This window comes from Streptomyces sp. S.PB5, from assembly GCF_030403745.1.
In the GTDB taxonomy this organism is placed as follows: Bacteria; Actinomycetota; Actinomycetes; order Streptomycetales; family Streptomycetaceae; genus Streptomyces.
The window spans coordinates 426139-445250 of the sequence record NZ_JAQMWP010000004.1 but is presented as its reverse complement, the minus strand read 5'-3'; the positions used below and the strand labels follow the sequence as shown (position 1 = coordinate 445250).

The window sequence follows — 19112 nt, the reverse complement described above, 5'->3', positions numbered from 1 at the left end:
GGCGGGTGGGGGCGGGGGTAAACCCCACCGTGGGGTGGGTGTGCAGGGTCCGCGGCGGAGCCGCTAATGGATGCAGCTTCGCCCCCGCCGCCCCTTTAAAGGGCCTCGTCCTCAAACTCCCCCAGAGGGGGCACCCCCAGACGGGCTGAAGGCGTCAGAGGTTCGCTGCCTGGGCTGTGGGGCCCTCTCGGCAGATCAGGAGGAGGGCTCTGTCGTCGTTGACGTCCTTGGCCACTGCCTCGATCAGGTGCCAGGCCGCGCCGTGGAAGCCGCCGGCCACGTAGCGGTCGGCTTCGCCGGTGAGGCGGTCGATGCCCTCGACGATGTCCCGGTCCGAGGTTTCCACCAGGCCGTCCGTGAAGAGCATCAGGACGTCGCCCGGGCGGAGGGAGCCCTTGACCGGGTCGAACTGGGCGCCGTCGTACACGCCCAGGAGGGGGCCCTCGGCGGCCTTCTCCTCCCAGCGGCCGCTGCCCGCGCTGAGCTGCAGGCCCGGGGGGTGGCCGGCGGAGTAGAGCTCGTAGTCGCCCGAGTCCAGGTCCAGGACGAGGTGGATCGATGTGGCGAAACCCTCGTCCCAGTCCTGGCGAAGCAGGTAGCCGTTCGCCGCGGGGAGGAAGGCGTGCGGGGGGAGGCTGCCCAGGAGGCCGCCGAAGGCTCCCGAGAGGAGGAGGGCCCTGCTGCCCGCGTCCATGCCCTTGCCCGAGACGTCCGTCAGGACCACCTCCAGCGTGCGGCCGCCGTTGGTGCGGGCCGCCACCACGAAGTCGCCGGAGAAGGACTGGCCGCCCGCGGGGCGCAGGGCCATCTCGCGGTGCCAGGACGGGGGGAGTTTGGGGAGCTTGCTCTGGACCCGGATGCGTTCGCGCAGGTCGAAGAGCATGGTGCCGCCGCGCCGCCACGGTACGCCGACCCGGCTGCGGAACTGGGCGATGAGCAGGCCGAAGAAGCCGCAGGCCGCCACGACCAGCACGATGCCCGGGGTCACTCGGGACGGGCCCTCCGTGTACGGGCCCAGCTGCACCGACTCCACGATCAGTGCCGTCGCCGCCGCCGCGTACAGGCCCAGCAGGCTCGCCGGGCGGAGCAGCAGGCCGCCCGCGACGATCGGGAGGACCAGCGCGGCCGGGGAGCACCAGACGGAGTTGGCGAGGGTGGTCGCGGCGATCACCGGCACGGTGAGGAGCAGACCGGCCAGTGCGACCCAGTCCGAGCCGTCCCCGCGGAAGTAGTCCACGGCGCTTCTGCGCAGCCCTGTGCGGGCCCGGTGCCACTGCATCTTCAACCGGGCCGTGAACGTCTCGGCTTCCGCGCGCCGCTCTCGTCCTGCTGCCATTAGTTCGGGACCCTATCCATCGGACCAGCTGCTTGGCACGGGAGGTCCCACTTGTCCCCCGTCCGAGGTTCAACTTCACAGTGAACTTCACAAGAAGCCGCCGTGCCGCCGCCAAGGAGAAATTCCCTGGCTCGTCCCGCAATGCCCTGGTAGGCATGGTCCATGGCTTCTGAGTGGGCGACCGACCTGCGGGTGCTGCGGCAGGACGACTGGGACGAGTGGTACGACAATCTGATCCGAGCCTTCGGCGGGGTCGCGGAGTCCTCGGAGGAGCGGGAGCTGTGGGACTCGCTCACCGAGACCGACCGTGCGATCGGCGCGTGGGACGGGGATGTGTGCGTCGGCAGTGCGGGGGCCTTCAGCTTCCGGCTGACCGTACCCGGCGGCGCCTCGGTACGGGCCGCCGGCGTGACGATGGTCAGTGTGGCCGCCACTCACCGTCGCCGCGGTGTCCTCACGGCGATGATGCGGCGGCAGTTGGACGACGTACGGGAGTGGGGGTGGCCGCTGGCCGTCCTCACCGCCTCCGAACCGGTCATCTACGGACGGTTCGGGTACGGCATAGGTACGTACCATGTGACCGGCGAGATCGATACGCAGCAGACGCGGCTGTCCGTGCCGCCGGGGACGGATGACGTCCGGCTGCGGTACGCCAAGCCCGCCGAGGTGCTGGGCGCGTGTGAGGACGTGTACGCGCGGTTGGTGCCGTCGCGGCCGGGGATGCTGGCGCGGACGCCCGGCTGGGAGCGGCTGATGCTGCTCGATCCGGAGGGCGAGCGCGACGGGGCGTCGGCGCTGCAGTGCGTCGTCGCCGAGCGGGACGGGGAGATCGTGGGGTACACGCGGTTCGCCGTGAAGCCGCACTGGGAGCACACCGGGGCGCAGGGCAAGGTGCTGCTGCGCGACCTGGAGGCGCTCGATCCGGCGGCGTACGCGGCGCTCTGGCGGTTCCTGTTCGACATCGATCTGACGTCGACGCTGGTGACGCGGATGCGGCCGGTGGACGACGCGATCCAGCACCTCGTGTCCGACATCCGGCGGTGTTCGCTGCGGGTGCGGGACTCGTTGCATGTTCGGCTGGTGGATGTGGGGGCCGCGCTGGAGGCGCGGACCTATCAGGCGCCGGTGGATGTGGTGCTGGAGGTGACGGACGAGTTCTGTCCGTGGAACGCCGGGCGGTGGCGGCTCACGGGGGATGCGAAGGGGGCGTCCTGCGAGCGGACCAACGATGCGGCGGATCTCGCCCTGTCCGTACGGGAGTTGGGGGCCGCCTATCTCGGTGGGGTGAGCCTTGCCGCGCTGGGGGCGGCCGGGCGGGTGCGGGAGGTTCGGCGGGGGGCGTTGGCGGAGGCGGCGTTGGGGTTCTCGTCGACTGTCGCGCCGTGGTTGCCGCACGGGTTCTGACGGGGTCGGTTCCCGCGGTTCCCGTTCCCGTGGTTCCGGTTCCCATGCTTCCGGTTCCGGTTCCGCTGGTTCGTCCTCAGGATTTCTGACAGGTCGGGCACCAGAAGAGGTTGCGGGCGGCGAGGTCGGCGGTGCGGATCTCGCCGCCACAGATGTGGCAGGGGAGGTTGGCCCTGCGGTAGACGTACACCTCGCCGCCGTGGTCGTCGACGCGGGGCGGGCGGCCCATCGCCTCCGGGGTGTGCTCGGGGCGGACGGTGTCGATGCGGTTGTTCTTCACGCCCTCGTGCATGAGGTCGACGAGGTCCTGCCAGATCGCGGCCCATTCGGCGGGCGTGATCGTGTTTCCCGTGCGGTACGGGTCGATCTGGTGGCGGAAGAGGACTTCTGCCCGGTAGACGTTGCCCACTCCCGCGATGACCTTCTGGTCCATGAGCAGCGCGGCGATCGTCGTACGGCTGCGGGAGATCCTCTTGTACGCGGTCTCCGGGGTGGCGTCCTCGCGGAGGGGGTCGGGGCCGAGGCGGTCGTGTATCGCCTGCTTCTCGGCGGGGGTGATCAGGGCGCAGGTCGTGGGGCCGCGGAGGTCCACGTACGCGGTGGGGTTCGCCAGGCGGAGGCGGACCGTGTCGGTGGGCGGGGGTGCGGGGGCGGGGCCGAAGTCGACCTTGCCGAAGAGGCCGAGGTGGATGTGGATCCAGTCGGTGTCGCGGAAGCCGAGGAAGAGGTGTTTGCCGTGGGCCTCGGTGTGGGTGAGTTCCGCGCCGGTGAGAAGGTCCGTGGCGTCGGTGAACTTGCCCTGGGGGCTGGTGAGGTGGGGTTTTGTGCCGAGGAAGGCTGCGGCGTAGTCCTTGGCCAGGCGGTGGATCGTGTGCCCCTCAGGCACGGTGGCTCCTCTTTTGTCTGTGGCGTGCGGGTTCGTCCGTGCGGGTTTGCCCGTGGCGTGCGGCGCGGATTTCCTCGCCCCCGCCGCCCCTACCCGTCCCGTCCCCAGGGGCTGCCGCCCCTTCGACCCCGCCCAGGGGCTCTGCCCCTGGACCCCGCTGGGACTCCGCCCCAGACCCCGATCGGCCCGAAGGGCCTCGTCCTCAAACTCCCCCAGAGGGGGCACCCCGAGACAGGCTGAGATACCTGGACCGGCGTTCAGGAGTTCAGCCCGGAGCCGCGCCCCCGTCCTCCGCCGCCTACTGCTGCGGGTGATGGGCCGGGATCGGGGGCAGGTCGCCCGTGGTCTCGTAGTCCGCCAGCATGTCGATGCGGCGGATGTGGCGGTCGTCGCCGGAGAACGGGGTGGAGAGGAAGGTCTCCACGAACTTCGTGGCCTCGTCCTGCGTGTGCATGCGGGCGCCGACCGCGACGACGTTCGCGTTGTTGTGCTGGCGACCCAGCGACGCCGTCTCCTCGCTCCAGGCCAGCGCCGCGCGGACGCCCTTGACCTTGTTCGCGGCGATCTGCTCGCCGTTGCCGGAGCCGCCGATGACGATGCCGAGGGCGTCGGGGTCCGCAGCCGTCCGCTCCGCGGCGCGGAGGCAGAACGGCGGGTAGTCGTCCTGGGCGTCGTAGATGTGGGGACCGCAGTCGACCGGGTCGTGGCCGGCCGCCTTCAGCCAGTCGACGAGGTGGTTCTTGAGTTCGAAGCCCGCATGGTCGGAGCCGAGATACACGCGCATGGGATGAGTGTGACATGACTGTTTCGGGGCAGCAGCCTCGGGTGTCGACCAGGAAAAATGTCGGACCGACCATGCAAGCTCAAGAAAACCTCAAGTAACAATCTGGATTCGAAGGTTCAATTCTTTATTTGCCTCTGATTCATTGAGTCGGTCCCCCACACCCGGCACAAAGGAACTCCCCGTATGACTGGTCTCCAGGCCGGACTCAAGAACCGCCACCTCTCCATGATCGCCATCGGCGGTGTCATCGGCGCCGGACTGTTCGTCGGCTCCAGCTCGGGTATCGCCACCGCAGGACCCGGCATCCTCCTGTCGTACGCGCTCGTCGGCACGCTCGTGGTGCTCGTCATGCGGATGCTCGGTGAGATGTCCGCGGCCAACCCCACCTCCGGTTCGTTCTCCGCGCACGCCGACCGGGCGCTCGGCCGCTGGGCCGGGTTCTCCATCGGCTGGCTCTACTGGTTCTTCTGGGTCGTCGTGCTGGCAGTCGAGGCGACCGCCGGGGCGGTGATCCTGGAGGGCTGGGTGCCGGCCGTGCCGCAATGGGCCTGGGCGCTCATCGTGATGGTCGTGCTGACCGCCACCAACCTCGTCTCCGTCGGGTCGTACGGGGAGTTCGAGTTCTGGTTCGCCGGTATCAAGGTCGTCGCGATCGCCGCGTTCATCGTCATCGGCGGGCTCGCCGTCTTCGGCGTCCTGCCCGGCGTCGACTCCGAGAAGGCCGGACTCGGCAACCTCACCGACCACGGCGGCTTCCTGCCCAACGGCCCCGGCGCGATCCTCACCGGCGTCCTGCTCGTCGTCTTCTCCTTCATGGGCAGCGAGATCGCCACCCTGGCCGCCGGTGAGTCCGAGGACCCGCAGCGGGCCGTCACCAAGGCGACCAACAGCATCATCTGGCGCGTCGGCGTCTTCTACCTCGGCTCGATCTTCGTCGTGGTCGCGCTGCTGCCGTGGAACGACCCGTCCATCAAGAAGGACGGCTCCTACGTCGCCGCGCTCGACTCCCTCGGCATCGCGCACGCCGGTCAGATCATGAACTTCATCGTGCTGACCTCGGTGCTGTCCTGCCTCAACTCCGGGCTCTACACCGCCTCCCGGATGGCGTTCTCGCTCGGGGAGCGGGGTGACGCGCCGAAGGCGTTCGCGAAGACCAACAGCCGTGGTGTGCCGATGACCGCGATCCTCGCCTCGGTCGTCTTCGGGTTCGTGGCGGTCTTCTTCAACTACCTCTCCCCCGACACGATCTTCCTCTTCCTCGTCAACTCCTCCGGTGCGGTCGCCCTGTTCGTCTGGCTGGTGATCTGCTTCTCGCAGCTGCGGATGCGGAAGATCATCCAGGCCGAGTCGCCGGAGAAGCTGGTCGTGAGGATGTGGCTGTACCCGTACCTCACCTGGGCCACGGCCGCGCTGATCGTGTTCGTGCTGGTCTACATGCTGACCGACACCAAGGGTGCGAGCAGTGGTCGTACGACCGTGCTGTTGTCGGTTCTCGTCGCGGCGGTCGTGCTCGCGATCGCCTTCCTGAAGGAGAAGTACGGTCGCGGACGGGCCGCCGTCTCCGTCGAGGTCCGCGACGAGAACATCAAGGTCGGCTGAGAGTCGCGGAACGCCGAGTCCGCAGATCAGAGGGGCCCTGGGAATTCGCTTCGCTTTCCCAGGGCCCCTTTCTCATGCCCTCTGACCTCTGACCTCACAGGATCGTGAAGCTGTCCGTCACCTTCTCGTACGTCTTCACCGCCTGCTTCTCGATGTCCGGCTGGTACCAGGTGTTGATCTGGTACGACTTGCCGTCCGCGTTGAAGCCCAGCAGACGGGCGTGCCACTTGGTGCCCTTCATGGTGAACGTGTACTCCCAGACGACCGCGGGATAGTCGCGGAACTTCGTCTCCTCCAGGCGGATCTTCACGTAGTCCTGGCCCTGGTGGGCGTTCTGCTCCGAGGTCTGCCAGGTCTGCATGAGGTCGCCGCGGGCCAGGGAGGACTTCGCCACGAGTTCCTGTTTGCCGTCGGGGGACGTGTAGTGGACCTCCGCGCCCGTCTTCACGTCCCTGCGCCAGTCCTTCGGCGTCGCCCATGCGAACCCGCCCGCCTCCCGGTGCGCGCCCGGCGGCAGGGTCTGCGGGCGGGCCGTGCCCTCGACGGTGGGCAGCGGGACCTGGGAGATCTTGACCGACGGGGAGGACGAGCCTCCCGCCTCCTTCCCTCCGGGCGAACCGGAGTTCACCAGCAGCACGACCGCAACGATCGCCCCGGCGGCGACCGTGGCCGCGGCGGCGATCAGTCCGGTACGGCGACGGCGGCGCCGCGGGTCGCCTGGCCGGGCGGGGCCCGGGAACTCGCCGGGCGGCGTCCCGGAGTGCGACTCCGGCATGGGCCGCCGCTGGGTCGGCGCCTCGGACCGGACCAGCGATACGCCGCCCGGCCGGGGTCCGGCTCCCACGGGGCTGCCGACGGGAGTTTCGGAACGGACCTCTGAACTGGTGGAGGAGGCCGCTTCGGTGGAGGCGTTGGAGGGGCTGAGGGTGGGTGTGGAAGTGGGGGTAGGGGGTGGTGCCGGCGTATGGGTGGGGGTGGGTGCGGGTGTGGGGCGGTCGAGGTTGACGGGGCCGCCGGGCGGGGGCGTACGGAAGGAAACCGAGGCGGGGAAGTCCGCGCCGGTTGCGGGACGTTGCGTCTCCGCGGGTTCCGTGCGCTGTTGCGGGATCGCGTCCTGTACGGCTTCGGGGTCCGGTGGGGAGTACGGTTCCGACCGCCTGGGGTCACGGGTGGTGGGGACCTGGGAGGCGTCCAGGTAGGCGGGGGTGGGTGATTCCCGGGGGGACCAAGGGAGTTGGGGGGTCGCGCGGTCGGGCACCGGGGGCTGTGGGGCGGGCGTGGAGGGCGTCGCGGGCCGCGGGTCAGGCGTGGAGGGCGTCGGAGGCTGCGGGCCGGACGCGGAAGGCGCCGCGGGATGCCTGTCGGACGCGGAGGGCGTCGAAGGCCGCGAGCTGGACACGGAGGGCGTCGGGGGCTCGGGGTCGGTTTCGGTTCCTGCCTCGGCCGTGGTGCCAGCGGCCGCTTCACTCCCGGTCGCGAGCCCTTGCGCCGGTTCGGGCTCCGGCACGGCAATCCGTCCCGCCGACTCCGGTCCGGCAGACCCGCGGGCCGAATCCGCCGGATCGGCCCCATGCGTCGATTCCGTCGGACCAGGCCCGCCTGTCGACTCCGGCGCGTAATGAAGACCCACGGGTTCCGGCCCGGGTCCGGCCATGTGCCCCGGCTCGGACTCGGGCCCATGCGCCGGCTGCCCCGGCCCGGACCCATGTTCTGGTCCGGCCCCGGCCGCGTACTCCGCTCCGGCACCGGCCACGTACCCAGGCCCCGCTCCATGCTCCGGCCCGGCTCCAGCCGGTTGCCGAGGTTGGGCATAGGCCACGCGGCCCATCTCAGACCCGGCCCCACCCTCCGGCTGCCCCGGCTCGGGCCCATGCTCTGATGCGACCCCGGCCGAGTACTCCGGTCCAGCACCGGCCACGTGCCCAGGCCCCGCTCCAACCTGATCCTCGCGGTCAAGCCCAGGTACCGACCCGTGCCCCGGCCCGGCTCCGCCTTCCGGCCCGGCCTCGGCCAAGTACTCCGGTGCGTCGGGATCCGGGCGGGTCTCCGGCTCCGCCGCCCGCTCTCGGCTTAGGTCCGCCGCCCACGCCGACGGGTCGGCGCCGGCTACCGCCGCCTCAGACCTCGGAGCCACTTCTGCTCCAGGCATGGGAGCTACCGCTTCCTCGGGCCTCGGAGCCACCTCTGCCGCAGGCCTGGGAGCCACCTCTGCCGCAGGCCTGGGAGCCACCGCTCCCCCGGGCCTCGGAGCTACCACCCCGTCAGGCCTCGGGGCCACCACCGCCCCAAACCCCGGCGGGGCCGCCGCTCCCTCGGGCCCCTGCCCCGCTCCCCCGGCGCCCGGCGTCGATTCCCCCGCCCCCGGCGTCCGTTCGAGGTCACGGCGTCCTTCCCGCGGCCCCGGCGTCGAACCCGGGTTCGGGTGCTCTCCTCCCTCTCCCGGCGCCCGGCGCTCTCCCGCCTCTCCCGGCTCCCGGCGTTCTTCCGCCTCTCCCGGCTCTCGACGGTCTCCCCCCGCCCCCGGCGGCTCCCGGTGTTCTCCCCCACTTACCGACACCGTCGGTGTGGGCGTGGGGAAGGCCAGCGGGTGAAGGGCGGTTTCCAGGTCGTCGAGGTGTGGGCGGACGTCCGGGTTCTTCTCCAGGAGGGCTGCCAGGATGTCGGTCAGGGGGCCTGCTGTGGATGGGAGTTCGGGCTCCTCGTACAGAACGGCGTGGAGGGTGGCCAGCGTGGTGTCGCGGGAGAACGGGGAGCGGCCGCCCAGGGCCGCGCAGAGCGTCGCGCCGAGGGACCAGATGTCGGACGGGGGGCCTTGCGGGCGGCCGGAGATCCGCTCCGGGGCCATGTAGTCGGGGGACCCGACCAGCATGCCGACCATGGTGAGCGCCTTCGCGTCCTGGATCGCAGCGATGCCGAAGTCCGTCAGGACCACGCGGTGGCCGTTGCGCTCGACCAGGACGTTGCCCGGTTTGATGTCGCGGTGCAGGACGCCGCGTGCGTGCACCTGCCGCAGTGCCGTGACCAGTCCGATGCCGATACGGGCCGTCGCGACGGGACCGAGCGGGCCGTCCTCGACCATCATGCGTTCCAGGGAGCGGCCGGCGACCAACTCCATGACGATCCACAGGCGTTCGCCCTCGTCGACGACGTCGTAGATCCGTACGACATTGGGGTGGTCGATCCTGGCCGTCGCCCGGGCCTCGCGCAGCGTGCGTTCCCGGCGGGTGCGCGCGTCCTCCGCGTCGAGACCGTCGATGCGCATCTCCTTGACGGCGACCTCGCGATCGAGCATCTCGTCGGCCGCCCGCCACACCCGGCCCATTCCGCCCTGGCCAATGCTTTCGACCAGGCGATAACGTCCCGTCACCAATATCCCGGGAGCCCCGCCACTCCTCGTGTTTCCCGCGTTTCCCATGTTCCCCGGCAATCCGTTGCACCCCCTCAACCACGCACCGGTCAACGCCTACTTCAACACAATGGTCACACTTCGCGCCGTACCAGCATAGTGCGGAGAAATCTTGTGGTAGCTCTTCAAGTACTGCGAATTCAGGCGCAGCCAAGGGGGACGAACATGAGTTCTCGTCGTATGACGACCATCGCTGGATCGCTGGTCACGGCTTCTTTTTCGGCCGTGATGATCCTTTCCGCAACCGCGAGCGCGGAAGAGGGACCCGGAAGCAGCAAGGGGGGAAAGGCCGTTGACGAGGCGCCGGCGGGAGTGAAGCTGACCACGCTGCTGCCCGAACAGATCTCGGTCGACAACAGTTCCGAAAAGACCGACCTCACCGCCACGGTGAAGAACGAGGGGACCAAGGACAGCGGAGAGATCAGGCTTTTGGTCGTCGGCTTCGACGGCCTCACGGTCAACAACGTTCAAGGCTGCTCCTCGATTGCCGAAAGTGATCTGCCGGAGGGATCGAACAGCGGCTTCTCCTGCCCGATCGACAATCTTGCGGCCGGTAAGTCGAAGTCGTACGCCGTGGACGCGTCATTCGATCTCGGAAAGACCGGAAAGATCTGTCTGCCGGTGCAGACCGGCGACGGAAAGAAGACGTTCTGGCAACAGGGCCCGGTTCCGTTCGGTACGACGAACCCGTCGCCGAACGCCCCGGCCACCCCGCTGCTCCTCGGCACCGACAACCAGCCGGTGGCACCGGGCGGCGACGAGCTGCCCAAGACCGGTCCCGTCCGTGACCTGCTCCCGGCGGGAGCGGCGGGCGCGGCACTGCTGGCGGCCGGTGCGGCGGGGCTGTGGTGGTCCGCCCGGCGACCGCGGCAGGAGGTCCGCACGCAGTGACATGCAACGTGCGCTGACACACGACGCGCGGTGACATACGCGCAGTGACATACGCGCGGTGACACCACGGAGGCATAACCTGACGGAAGCTGTCAGGTTATGCCTCCAGCATGCCGTGCATGAACAGCCACACGGGCCACCCCACCGACAGGCACACGGGCCACCCCACCGGCAGCCTTCCCGCCGAGGAACTCGTCGGGTTCCAGACCGGGTTCGCCGTGCATCCCGCCCACCTCGTCGTCGCCCGTCCCGCCGACGACACCGTCGCCGCCGTACGGCATGCTGCGGCCGAGCGGCTGCCGGTCGCCGTCCAGGCCACCGGTCATGGCCGGCCTGGGCCCGTCGACGGCGGCGTACTCGTCTCGGCCAAGGGCATGGACCGGGTGACCGTCGGCGCCGCCAAGTGACGCGGGAGTCCGAACCCGGCCTGTACCGGGGTCCCCTCGGCGGCGGACACGGTCTCGGCATCGTCACCGAGTTGGAGATCGGCCTCGTACCGGTGCGGACGCTGTACGACGGCCCGCTCGCCTTCGACGGGCGTCAGGTCGATCCGGCGGCGGTACTGCGGGCGTACGAGGCGTGGACGCGGACCGTACCGGACGGACTGACCTCGTCCTTCGCCGCCGTACCGTATCCGGGCCTGCCGGCTCTGCCGCCGCAGCTACGAGGGCGGTACGTCATCTCCGTACGCGTCGCCCGCGGGCGAGGGCGGGGAGCGACTCGTCGGCCCGCTGCGGGAGATCGGGCCGGTGCTGGCCGACTCGCTGCGGGAGATGCCGTACACCGAGAGCCACGCCATTCACAGCGACCCGGCCTCTCCGCACGCCTACCACGGGGACAGTGCGGTGCTGAGCGACCTCGATGCGGACATGGGCACCGAGGTCCTGCGGCGGACCGGGCATCGGCACCGGCACCGGCACCGGCACCGGCACCGGCACCATGGTCGTCGTACAGGTCAATCATCTCGGTGGGGCGCTCGCCGTGGCCGCCGTGAACTCCGTGCCATGGCGTGAAGGGCGTTTCCTGGTGCGGCTGTTGGCCACGGGGGAACGGGAGAAGGCGCGGGGGGTCCTTGATCCGGCCTTCGCGGTGCTCGCGCCCGTCACGCTGGGACGGGCGGTCAACTTCGCTTTCGGGGCCGGGGATCGGAGCGCGGGGCTGTACGACGACGAGACGCGCAGGAGGCTCGCCGGGTTGAAGTCGGTGTACGCCCCGGCGAGCCTCTTCCCCGACCACGTCAGCGGGTTCAGCGGCGGGTTCAGCGGTTGACGAGCTTCCAGGTGGTGGGCAGCAGGCCCATCGCCAGGGCCGCCTTGAGGGCGTCGCCGATCAGGAACGGGGTGAGGCCGGCCGCGATGGCGGCGGAGGCGGACATGTCGGCGGCGAAGGCGAGGTACGGGACGCCGACGGCGTAGATGATCGCCTCGCCGAGGAGCATCGTGCCCGCCATGCGCGGCATCGAGCGGTCGGCGCCGCGGCGGGCCAGGGCGCCCACGGCGAGGGTGGCAAGCATCATGCCGAGGATGTAGCCGAAGGAGACGGAGACACCGGAGGCGCCCTGCGCGAACCACGGGACACCGGCGAGTCCGGCGAGCGCGTACACGGCGAGGGAGGCGAAGCCGCGGCCTGCGCCCAGGGTCGTGCCGACGAGCAGCGCCGCGAAGGTCTGGCCGGTCACCGGCACCGGGGAGCCCGGCACGGGCACCGCGATCTGGGCGGCGAGGCCGGTGAGCGCGGCACCGCCGAGCACGAGCGCGGCGTCCCGGACGCGGGAGGCCGGGAGCAGGTCGGCGAGGACCTGGCCGGGGCGGGTTACGGGGGCGACGGCGGTGCTCATGGGGACTCCGCGGGGGTGAGGGCGGGGAAGGACATCGCGACGCTATCCCGGGCGCCGCGCGCCGATCACCGTCAGCGGTCCACAAAGGCTGGAGCTGCGGCTTGGTGGTCTCCATACAAAGGGTGTGGGTTACACCCGGTACGGGGTGAGACCGGTCACTGAGGCCGGGACGTTTCACTCACGTGTCGAGTGTGAACGGCGTCTGTAGGGTCCCACCAAATGGGGCGATGCACTCTGGCCGGATTCGTTCGCTGCCCCTACCCTTCGAGCCATGGTTGCCCAGGCCCTGGATCTCACGTCGCGTCGCCATGTCGACCTGCGACGCGTGGGCGCGGCCGCCTGTCGCCGTCCCGGGTGAGGCCTGCTCCGGCGTGCCTCTCCCTTCCGAGACGGCGCAGTGTCGGACCGCTCCCGAGGATGATCGCCATGCCCACAGCCATACCCACCGCCTTGCCCACCGCCATACCCACCGCCCTTGCCTCCCCCATCACCCGTGCCTCCGTTGCCGACCGGCGGCGGACGAGCGCCAGTGTCGTGCTGCGGTCCGTGCTGGAGCACGGCCCTGTGGCGCGTTCCACGATCGCCCGGCTGACCGGGCTCTCCCCCGCCTCGGTGACCGACTACTGCGCCCGGTTCGCACGGCTGGGGCTGATCCGGGAGGCCGCCGTGCCGCGGCGGTCCAACGGTGTGGGCCGGCCACACTTGCCGGTCGACCTGGATTCCTCGCGTTTCGTCGTGGGCGGCGTCCACGTGGCGGTGCCCCACACCACGGTCGCGCTGCTCGATCTGCGGGGGCGGGTGGTGGCCTCGCGGGAGCTCAAGCACGAAGGGGCCGTCGATCCGGGCCGGGTGCTGGCGCGGGCCGCCGAAGGGCTGGGCGCGCTGCTCGACGCGACGCCGGAGTGCCGACCGCTCGGCGTCGGCTTCGCGGCCGGAGGCTGGGTGGACCAGAAGGCCGGCACAGTCGTCGAACACCCACTCCTGGGCTGGCAAAACGTCCCGGTGCGGGAATTGATCAGGGAGAGATTGGCAGATCTGTTCCAGACCCGCCCCCGGCGACCTGGGCTTTTGCGGACCAAGGGCGGAACAGATCTGCCAATCAGCGCTGGGACGTGCGGCGGGCTGCCGGTTTATGTGGATGGGCATGCGCGGGCGTTGGTCAACGCGGAGCGGTTGTTTGGGGGGGCGCGGGGGAGTCGGAGCGTGCTGCATCTGTTCGTGGGGAACGTGGTCGACGCGGCGTTCGCCACCAACGACGAGGTGCATCACGGGCCGCGTTCGCAGGCCGGGGCGATCGCGCATCTGCCGCTCGGGGGCGGCACGGAGAGCTGCGGGTGCGGGCGAGTGGGCTGCCTCCAGGCCGAGTTGAGCGAGCGCACGCTGTGCCGGCGGGCGCGGGCGGCCGGGGTCATCGCGGGCGTCAACCCGATGCATCTCGTGCGGACGGCGGCCGACGGTGATCCGGAGGCCGTGCGGCTGCTGGTGGAGCGGTCGCGGATGACCGGGCGGGCGGCCGGGCTGCTGCTCGACATCCTCAACCCGGAGGTCGTCGTCGTCACCGAGGTCGGCGCCCTGCACCGGGAGGACTGCCTCTCCGCGCTGCGGGAGGAGGTCGGCGCCGGGCGGGCGGACTCCGTGATCCCGACGAGTTTCCCGGATTCCGTGCTCGCGGTGGCGGGCGGTGCGGTGGCGCTGGACGTGCTTTACCGGGATCCGCTGACCGTGTCACCTGAGCGGACTTAATTCAGAAACTCCGAATGTTGACAGGGGTTCCACCCCACCGGGAGCATCGTTTTCATGAGCCCTCACCTGCACTGTCGCGCCTTCTGTTGCTGACACGTCGCCCCGTGTGACCTGCTCATTTCTGCCGCGTGAAATTACTTCTCCACGTCTTCTCATGCACCAATTCAGTTGGAGTCCTCCCATGCCCTTTTCGCGTACGTCCGGCATAGACCGGCGTCTTTTCCTGACCTCTCTCGTGGGCGCCGCGGCCGGCGTCGCCGGTCTCAGCGGCTGCGCCGAGTCCAGCGCCGCCACCGGCGGCAAGGGCGCCTCGACCGCCCCGCTCGCCGACAAGGTCCCGGCCGGTACGAGTCTGAAGGTCGCCTCCTTCTCCGGCACCCAGCAACTCCAGTTCAAGCTCGCGAAGTTGGGCAGGCTGCCGTTCGAGGTCTCCAGCTGGGTGAACATCGGCGCCGGGCCCGATGTCATCAACGCCTTCCGCGCCAAGTCCCTCGACCTCGCCAACAACGCGGGTATTCCGCCGATCCAGGCGCACTACCAGGGATTCGACGCGAAGATCGTCGCGATCAACATCACCCGCAAGCCCAACTACGTCTTCGCCACCAAGCCCGGCAGCGACATCCGCACGGTCGAGGACTTCCGGGGCAGGAAGCTGGCGTTCTCGCAGGGCCAGGCCCAAGGGGTCGTGCTGCTGCGGGCGTTGAAGAAGGCGGGCCTCGCGTACGACGAGGTGAAGCTGGTCCCGCTGACCAGCAACCAGTTCCTCACCGCCCTCCAGTCGGGCCAGGTGGACATCGCCCCGCTCGGCAACACCCAGTCGCCCGCCTATCTCTCGCAGTACGAGGCCAAGGGCGCCCGGGTCATCACCACGGACGTCGTCGACCTGCTCAATCTGCTGTGGGCGCCGGTCAGCGTGCTGGGCGACGAGGCGAAGGCGGCCGCGGTCGCCGCGTACATCCCCTTCTGGGCCAAGGGCCAGGTGTGGACGTACGAGAACCCCGATGTCTGGAACGAGGAGTTCTACGTCAAGACGCAGAACCTGACCCTCGCGCAGGCGCAGGGGATCACGAGGCTCGCCAACAAGCCGCTGTTCCCGCCGAGTTGGGGCGAGGCGGTCCAGTGGGAGCAGGAGACCGCGGATCTGCTCGCGGAGGGCGGGTTCGTGAAGAAGTTCGACGTGTCCTCGCTCTTCGACCACCGCTTCGAGTCCATCGCCGCGAAGTCCGTAGCAGAGGAGTACCGGAAGTGAGCGCGGCGACGACGACCACAGCGGCGACGGCACCGGCCGTCTCGGAGACCTCGCGGGCTGTACGGCGCAGGCGGCGGGGTCTCTCCCCCGGCCGTCGGCTCCCCGCCACCCGGCTCATCGGGCCCCTGCTGCTCCTCGCCCTGTGGGCGGCCGCCTCCGCCACGGGGCGGCTGGACCCGGCGGCGATCCCGGCGCCCTGGACGGTCGTGGAGACCGGTGCGCATCTGTGGACGGACGGGACGCTCGTCGGGGACATCCTGACCTCGCTGCAACGGGCCGCCTCCGGGTTCGCGATCGGGCTCGTCGCCGGGGTCGCGCTGGCGCTGGCGGCCGGGCTCAGCCGGGTCGGGGAGGCGCTCATCGACGGGTCGGTGAATCTCAACCGGGCGATTCCGACGCTGGGTCTGATCCCGTTGTTCATTCTCTGGCTGGGGATCGGGGAGACGTTCAAGGTCGCCATCATCGCGATCGTCGTCTACATCCCGATCTACCTCAACACCCATGCCGCGCTGTCCGGGATCGACAGCCGGTTCGTCGAACTCGCCGAGGTGCAGGGGCTGAACCGGTTCCAGTTCATCCGGCAGATCGTGATCCCCGGTGCGTTGCCCGGATTCTTCGTGGGACTCCGGCTCGGTGTCACCGGCTCCTGGCTCGGGCTGGTCGTGCTCGAACAGATCAATGCCACCAGCGGGCTCGGCTACATGATGTTCCAGGCCCAGAACTACGGCCAGTCCGACGTCATTCTCGTCGGGCTCGTCGTGTACGGGGTGTTCGGCCTCGCTTCCGACAGCACGGTCCGTCTCATCGAACGGAGGGTGCTGTCATGGCGCCGCACACTGAGCAGCTGACCCGGCCGGCCGTACAACTGCGGGGGCTCACCCGGTCGTTCGACGGGCGGGTCGTCCTCGACGGGGTCGATCTGGACATTCCCGCCGGGCAGTTCGTGGCGCTGCTCGGGCACAGCGGGTCCGGGAAGAGCACGTTGCTGCGGGCCATCGCGGGGCTGGATCACGAGGTGGCCGGGAGCGGGCAGCTCAGCGCTCCTGAGCGGGTGTCGGTGGTGTTCCAGGACTCCCGGCTGCTGCCGTGGCGGCGGGTGCTGGACAACGTACTGCTGGGGACCGACGGGGTGGCTGCGGGGCGGGCCGCTCTGGAGGAGGTGGGGCTCAAGGGGCGGGAGCGGGCCTGGCCGAACGAGCTGTCCGGGGGTGAGGCGCAGCGGGCTGCGCTGGCCCGGTCGCTGGTGCGGGAGCCGGAGTTGCTGCTGGCCGATGAGCCGTTCGGGGCGCTGGATGCGCTGACCCGGATCAGGATGCATGCGCTGCTGCGGGAGTTGTGGGAGCGGCATCGGCCGTCGGTGCTGCTGGTCACGCATGACGTGGACGAGGCGATCGTGCTGGCGGACCGGGTGCTGGTGCTGGAGGACGGGCGGGTCGGGCTCGATCTGGCGATCGAGCGGGATCATCCGCGGTCGTATCGGGATCCGTTGCTCGGGGAGTACCGGGAGCGGTTGCTGGGGGCGTTGGGGGTGACCGGGGACGGGGGGTGATCGGGGACGGGGGGTGACCGGGGACGGGGGGGTGACCGTGAGGTTGCCTCGCCCCCGCCGCCCCTACCCGTCCCGTCCCGTCCCGTCCCTGGGGGCTGCCGCCCCCAGACGGGCTGAAAAGCAAAGACCCACACAAAGGAACCCCGCATGCCCCGCCAACTCCACCTCAACGCCTTCCTCATGAACACCGGGCACCACGAAGCCTCCTGGCGGCTGCCCGAGAGTGACCCCCATGCTCATGTCGAGCTCGGGCACTACGTGCGGCTCGCCAGAACCGCCGAGCGCGGCACCTTCGACTCGCTGTTTCTCGCCGACGGGCCCCAGCTGTGGGGCAACGTCGCTCAACGGCCCGCAGGGGCGCTGGAACCGCTCACTCTTCTCACCGCACTGGCCACGGCGACCGAGCACATCGGGCTCATCGCCACCGCGTCGACGTCGTACAACTCGCCCTACAACCTGGCCCGGAAGTTCGCCTCCCTCGACATCATCAGCCGGGGCCGGGCCGGCTGGAACATCGTCACCACCGCCGGGGCGGAGGCGGCGCGGAACTTCGGGCTCGATGCCGAACCCGCGCATGCCGAGCGGTACGCCCGTGCCGCCGAGTTCGTGGACGTCGCTCTCAAGCTCTGGGACAGCTGGGAGGACGACGCGATCGTCGGGGACAAGGACGCCGGTGTCTGGGGGGATGACGCCAAGATTCATCCGCCCCGGCATCAAGGGACGTACTTCAGTGTCGAGGGCGCCCTCAACGTGCCCCGCTCTCCCCAGGGTTATCCCCTGCTCGTGCAGGCCGGGTCGAGTGAGGACGGCAAGCGGTTCGCGGCGCGGTACGCGGAGGCCGTGTTCACCGCGCAGCAGACTCTCAAGGACGCCCAGGAGTTCTACTCCGACCTCAAGGCCCGTGCGCGGCACGCCGGCCGGGATCCCGAGCACATCAAGGTGCTGCCCGGGATCGTGCCCGTGATCGGGTCGACGGAGGCGGAGGCGCGGGCGGCGGAACAGCTTCTGGAGGATCACATCGTGCACACGCACGGGGTGGCCAATCTGGAGCGGCTCCTCCAACTGCCCTCAGGCAGCCTTGAGTTGGATGCCGAGTTGCCCGCCGATCTGCCCTCCGAGGACGCCATCGAGGGCGCGAAGAGCCGCTACACCCTCGTCGTCGAACTCGCCCGCCGCGAACGGCTCACCGTACGGCAGCTCATCGGGCGGCTCGGCGGCGGGCGCGGGCACCTCACGTTCGCGGGGACGCCCGAGCAGGTCGCCGACGAGATCGAGCGGTGGTTCACGCTCGGTGCCGCCGACGGGTTCAACATCATGCCGGCCGTGCTGCCGTCCGGCCTCGAACTCTTCGTCGACCACGTCGTTCCGCTGCTCCGCGCCCGCGGACTGCTCCGCGAGGAGTACGGCCCGCGCCGGACCACCCTGCGGGAGCGCTACGGCCTCCCCCGCCCCGCCAACCAGTACACAGCCGCCGTCGACCAACTCGTCTGACCTGCCTGACCTGTCTGAGAGGACATCCCATGAGCATCGAGATCACCAAGGTCACCGCCCACATCGGCGCCCGCGTCTCCGGTGTCGACATCTCCAAGCCCCTCGACGAGGAGACGGTCGCCGCCGTCCGCGAGGCGCTCAACGTCCACAAGGCGCTCGTCTTCGACGACGTGCACGTGGACGACGAGGGCCAGCAGGCCTTCGCCCGCCACTTCGGCGAGCTCACCACCGCCCATCCGACCGTGCCCGCCGTCGAGGGCGCCGCGAATGTGCTGCCCGTCGACAGCGAGCAGGGCAGCGCCAGCCACTGGCACACGGACGTCACCTTCGTCCTCAACCCGCCGCAGGCCAGCACCCTGCGCAGCATCACCATCCCGTCGTACGGCGGCGAGACCCTGATCGCCAACTCGGCGGCCGCGTACCGGAGTCTGCCGGATCCGCTGCGGCAGCTGGCCGACACGCTGTGGGCCGAGCACACCAACGACTACGACTACGCGGTCCCGGCGGAGGACATCGACGAGGAACGGGCCGCCCAGCGCGCCCAGTTCACCTCGATCAAGTACCGGACCGCGCACCCCGTCGTCCGCGTCCACCCGCTGACCGGCGAACGCGGGCTGTTCATCGGCGGGTTCGCGCAGCGGATCGTGGGGCTGTCGGTCGCCGAGTCCCGCACCCTGCTCGACCTGCTCCAGTCGTACGTGGTCAGGCCCGAGCACATCCTGCGCCACCGCTGGTCCGAGAATCAGCTCGTGCTCTTCGACAACCGCATCACCCAGCACTACGCCGTCGACAACTACGACCGTCAGCCGCGCCGGCTGCACCGGGTGACCGTCGCCGGTGACGTCCCGGTCGGCGTCGAGGGCAAGCAGAGCTGGTCGGTGGAGGGCGACGCCTCGCACTACACGAGCGTGGCCGAGTAGTACACGAGCGTGGCCAC

The 19112-nt window shown here is 70.2% G+C and carries 14 protein-coding genes and 2 pseudogenes; 10 read left to right on the top strand and 6 right to left on the bottom strand.

The features are described 5' to 3' along the window. Positions 1-154: 154 nt before the first annotated feature. Complete coding sequence (locus PH203_RS13525) at positions 155-1336, bottom strand: PP2C family protein-serine/threonine phosphatase (protein WP_289920131.1); 1182 nt, start codon at positions 1334-1336, stop codon at positions 155-157. A 162-nt stretch (positions 1337-1498) separates the two neighbouring features. Between PH203_RS13525 and PH203_RS13520 the strand changes: the two genes are divergently transcribed. Beyond that, entirely contained in the window at positions 1499-2740 is a 1242-nt protein-coding gene (locus tag PH203_RS13520; protein WP_289920130.1) for a GNAT family N-acetyltransferase, read from the top strand. A 76-nt stretch (positions 2741-2816) separates the two neighbouring features. On the opposite strand, the gene PH203_RS13515 is transcribed toward PH203_RS13520, so the two are convergent. Together PH203_RS13515 and PH203_RS13510 are read right to left on the bottom strand one after the other, a co-directional pair. Next, positions 2817-3626 carry a DNA-formamidopyrimidine glycosylase family protein gene (locus PH203_RS13515; RefSeq protein ID WP_289920129.1) on the bottom strand — a complete coding sequence of 270 codons (810 nt, stop codon included), beginning with the start codon at positions 3624-3626 and terminating at the stop codon, positions 2817-2819. 298 nt (positions 3627-3924) lie between these two features. Further along, positions 3925-4410 carry a ribose-5-phosphate isomerase gene (locus PH203_RS13510; protein ID WP_289920128.1) on the bottom strand — a complete coding sequence of 162 codons (486 nt, stop codon included), beginning with the start codon at positions 4408-4410 and terminating at the stop codon, positions 3925-3927. Positions 4411-4593: 183 nt separating this feature from the next. Here PH203_RS13510 and PH203_RS13505 point away from each other — a divergent pair, with 183 nt between their 5' ends. Then, entirely contained in the window at positions 4594-6009 is a 1416-nt protein-coding gene (locus PH203_RS13505) for an amino acid permease (protein WP_289920127.1), read from the top strand. A 94-nt stretch (positions 6010-6103) separates the two neighbouring features. Here the strand turns inward: PH203_RS13505 and PH203_RS13500 are convergent, their stop codons facing one another. Beyond that, complete coding sequence (locus PH203_RS13500) at positions 6104-6853, bottom strand: hypothetical protein (protein ID WP_289920234.1); 750 nt, start codon at positions 6851-6853, stop codon at positions 6104-6106. Positions 6854-8581: 1728 nt separating this feature from the next. Then, positions 8582-9331, bottom strand: a pseudogene (locus PH203_RS13495) (serine/threonine-protein kinase); the annotation flags it as partial. Positions 9332-9580: 249 nt separating this feature from the next. Between PH203_RS13495 and PH203_RS13490 the strand changes: the two are divergent. After that, positions 9581-10306 (top strand): hypothetical protein, encoded by a 726-nt coding sequence (locus tag PH203_RS13490; RefSeq protein WP_289920225.1) that lies wholly within the window; start codon positions 9581-9583, stop codon positions 10304-10306. Between the two features lie 119 nt (positions 10307-10425). Then, positions 10426-11575, top strand: a pseudogene (locus tag PH203_RS13485) (FAD-binding protein). Here PH203_RS13485 and PH203_RS13480 read toward each other — a convergent pair. Then, positions 11565-12143, bottom strand: a complete 579-nt coding sequence (locus PH203_RS13480) for a biotin transporter BioY (RefSeq protein WP_289920126.1) — start codon at positions 12141-12143, stop codon at positions 11565-11567. The pseudogene PH203_RS13485 and the gene PH203_RS13480 sit on opposite strands and share 11 nt — an antisense overlap. 426 nt (positions 12144-12569) lie before the next feature. Here PH203_RS13480 and PH203_RS13475 point away from each other — a divergent pair, with 426 nt between their 5' ends. The 6 genes from PH203_RS13475 to PH203_RS13450 all read left to right on the top strand — a co-directional run bounded on the left by PH203_RS13475 (position 12570) and on the right by PH203_RS13450 (position 19095). Next, on the top strand, positions 12570-13886 hold the full coding sequence (locus PH203_RS13475) for an ROK family protein (RefSeq protein ID WP_289920125.1): 1317 nt from the start codon (positions 12570-12572) through the stop codon (positions 13884-13886). Between the two features lie 181 nt (positions 13887-14067). Beyond that, a complete protein-coding gene (locus PH203_RS13470) occupies positions 14068-15135 on the top strand; it encodes an ABC transporter substrate-binding protein (RefSeq protein ID WP_289920124.1) in 1068 nt (355 codons plus the stop codon). Continuing rightward, positions 15132-15983 (top strand): ABC transporter permease, encoded by an 852-nt coding sequence (locus PH203_RS13465; RefSeq protein WP_289920123.1) that lies wholly within the window; start codon positions 15132-15134, stop codon positions 15981-15983. Before PH203_RS13470 ends, PH203_RS13465 begins: the two co-directional genes overlap by 4 nt. After that, entirely contained in the window at positions 15959-16684 is a 726-nt protein-coding gene (locus PH203_RS13460; RefSeq protein ID WP_289920122.1) for an ABC transporter ATP-binding protein, read from the top strand. The genes PH203_RS13465 and PH203_RS13460 overlap by 25 nt, the downstream gene beginning before the upstream one ends. A gap of 147 nt (positions 16685-16831) precedes the next feature. After that, the gene (locus PH203_RS13455; RefSeq protein ID WP_289920121.1) at positions 16832-18175 is read left to right on the top strand and encodes an LLM class flavin-dependent oxidoreductase; all 1344 of its coding nucleotides are present in this window, start codon (positions 16832-16834) and stop codon (positions 18173-18175) included. A 29-nt stretch (positions 18176-18204) separates the two neighbouring features. Next, the gene (locus PH203_RS13450; RefSeq protein WP_289920120.1) at positions 18205-19095 is read left to right on the top strand and encodes a TauD/TfdA family dioxygenase; all 891 of its coding nucleotides are present in this window, start codon (positions 18205-18207) and stop codon (positions 19093-19095) included. The last annotated feature ends 17 nt before the right edge of the window (positions 19096-19112 follow it).

Coding starts and splice junctions, on each gene's coding strand:
- PH203_RS13525 (WP_289920131.1), bottom strand. CDS start 1,336: ATGGCAGCAGGACGAGAGCGGCGCGCGGAAGCCGAGACGTTCACGGCC.
- PH203_RS13520 (WP_289920130.1), top strand. CDS start 1,499: ATGGCTTCTGAGTGGGCGACCGACCTGCGGGTGCTGCGGCAGGACGAC.
- PH203_RS13510 (WP_289920128.1), bottom strand. CDS start 4,410: ATGCGCGTGTATCTCGGCTCCGACCATGCGGGCTTCGAACTCAAGAAC.
- PH203_RS13505 (WP_289920127.1), top strand. CDS start 4,594: ATGACTGGTCTCCAGGCCGGACTCAAGAACCGCCACCTCTCCATGATC.
- PH203_RS13490 (WP_289920225.1), top strand. CDS start 9,581: ATGAGTTCTCGTCGTATGACGACCATCGCTGGATCGCTGGTCACGGCT.
- PH203_RS13480 (WP_289920126.1), bottom strand. CDS start 12,143: ATGAGCACCGCCGTCGCCCCCGTAACCCGCCCCGGCCAGGTCCTCGCC.
- PH203_RS13475 (WP_289920125.1), top strand. CDS start 12,570: ATGCCCACAGCCATACCCACCGCCTTGCCCACCGCCATACCCACCGCC.
- PH203_RS13470 (WP_289920124.1), top strand. CDS start 14,068: ATGCCCTTTTCGCGTACGTCCGGCATAGACCGGCGTCTTTTCCTGACC.
- PH203_RS13460 (WP_289920122.1), top strand. CDS start 15,959: ATGGCGCCGCACACTGAGCAGCTGACCCGGCCGGCCGTACAACTGCGG.
- PH203_RS13455 (WP_289920121.1), top strand. CDS start 16,832: ATGCCCCGCCAACTCCACCTCAACGCCTTCCTCATGAACACCGGGCAC.
- PH203_RS13450 (WP_289920120.1), top strand. CDS start 18,205: ATGAGCATCGAGATCACCAAGGTCACCGCCCACATCGGCGCCCGCGTC.